The organism is Streptomyces sp. 8P21H-1, assembly GCF_013302945.1.
The window spans coordinates 1-2,001 of record NZ_JABTYA010000140.1 but is presented as its reverse complement, the minus strand read 5'-3'; the positions used below and the strand labels follow the sequence as shown (position 1 = coordinate 2,001).

At 74.6% G+C, this 2,001-nt stretch carries 1 protein-coding gene and 1 pseudogene; both read left to right on the top strand.

All coding sequences use genetic code 11. The features are described from left to right. Nucleotides 1-385: 385 nt before the first annotated feature. Nucleotides 386-1,567, top strand: coding sequence for a DUF418 domain-containing protein (locus HO151_RS02490; protein ID WP_173894488.1), 1,182 nt, complete (start codon nt 386-388; stop codon nt 1,565-1,567). A 173-nt stretch (nt 1,568-1,740) separates the two neighbouring features. Further along, nucleotides 1,741-2,001 (top strand): annotated as a pseudogene (locus HO151_RS02485) (sortase-dependent protein); the annotation flags it as partial.

Here is a 2,001-nt window from a genome sequence, read left to right as displayed (position 1 = left end):
GCCCGCCCGTCCCGCTCGCCCGCCGGCCCGGGTCAAGCGTAGGCACACCGGTGCACACCGCCCCGCCGGAGACCGCCGGATCCGCCGCCCGGCGGGGTCGGTCCGGCCGCCCGGCGGGGGATCGCCGGATGCCCGGCGGATGGGCTGTGACCTGCGCTCTTCCCAGGGTGGAAGCATGACGCAGAACGTCCCGGAACGCATCACCCCCGCCGCCTCTCCGACCCGGCCGTCGAACCCGCCGCCGACCTCGGACCCGCGCTACCGGTCGGACGCGGAACGAAGCTCGAACCCAGGTCCGGACCCGCGCTCGAACCCAAGTCCGGACCCGCGCTCGAATCCAGGTCCGGATCCGTGCCCGAACGCGGATCCGGGCTCGCGCTCGGACATGGGTCCGGCCCCGGCCGGCCGGCTCGTCGGTGTCGATCTCGCCCGCGGTCTCGCCGTCTTCGGCATGTACGCGGCCCACGTCGGCCCCGACCCCTCCACCACCGGCGGGGCCACCGGATTCGTGATGGAGCTGGCCCACGGCCGCGCCTCCGCCCTCTTCGCCTTCCTGGCGGGCTTCTCGATCGTCCTCATGACCGGCCGCCGTACCCCGAAGACGGGCCGCGAAGGACGCCGGGCCGTCGCCAAGGTGCTGATCCGGGCCGTCGTCCTGCTCGCCCTCGGCACCTGGCTGAACTCCACCGACACCCCGGTCGAGGTGATCCTGGCGTACTACGGCCTCCTCTTCGTCCTGGTCCTGCCCTTCCGCCGGCTGCGCCCCGCCCTCCTGGCCGTCCTCGCCGCCGGCACGGCCCTGCTGCTGCCCCAGCTCCTCCACCCCGTCGCCCAGTCGGCCGAGAACGGCACGTGGTCCGACACCGTCCTGCGGTACGACCCGCTGGCCCGTGTCAGCGACACCGACGGGTTCGTCGAGCTGCTGTTCACCGGCGGCTACCCGGCGCCGGCCTGGATCCCGTTCGTCCTCGCGGGCATGGCGGCGGCGAGGCTCGACCTCGCGTCCACCGCCGTACGCGTCCGGCTCGCCGCCACCGGCGCCGGGCTGGCCGTGCTCGGGTACGGCGGTTCGTGGGTGGCCCTGCACCTGGTCCCCGGGGTCCGCGACGCCCTCACCGCCGACATCCGGGAGGAGGGGTACGGATCCGGCTCGGCCCTGTCCCTGTGGTGGTCGGACACGGCCGGCTACCCGAGCGGCGACACCGCGGCCTGGCTCTGGGCGGCCTCCCCGCACAGCGAGACCACGCTCTCCGTCGTCGGCAACACGGGCGTGGCCCTCGCCGTACTGGCCGGCTGTGTCGCCGCGGTCGACCGCCTGCCCCGCTTACGCCGACTCGTCGCACCGGTCACCGCGGTCGGCGCGATGTCCCTCACGGCGTACGTCTTCCATGTCGTCGGCATCCAGGTCCTCGGCATCGAGGAGCTGCCCGGTTCCCCGCTGCGGGTGCTGGCCGGTTTCAGCGCGGCCGTCACGCTGCTCGCGGTCGTCTGGTCCCGCTTCTTCCGCCGCGGCCCGCTGGAACAGGTGCTCGGCGCCGCCACCGGGGTCGCGCACTTCGTCAGGTAGCGGAGCCGCATCCCGTAGTCCGGCGGTCCGCACCCCACGGTCCGCGTTTCGCGGGTTCGGGACTTTGCCGTTTCTTTGCAACCCGTCCCGCCGCTGTCTCGTCTCTCCGCTCGATTCCCGACCCACCGCCCGCCCCGAACCTGCGCGGGCGGACCGACGAGAGAGAGCCCTCCATGCGCCGAACCGTCCTCAGCGCCCTGGCCATCGCGTGCACCGCCGTGCTGGCGAGCACGGTGCCCGCGGTCGCCGACACGTCCCCCACCCCCGTCCCCGCCACCGAGGCGCCGAGCACCGCGCCGACGCAGGCACCGAGCGACGCGCCGAGCGAGGCAACCGAGCCGACCGTCGCACCGAGCAAGGCACCGGACGCGAGCGAGGTCTCCGTCGTGCCGAGCGGCGCGCCCGACACCGGTGTGGCGTCGGCGGACTCCGAC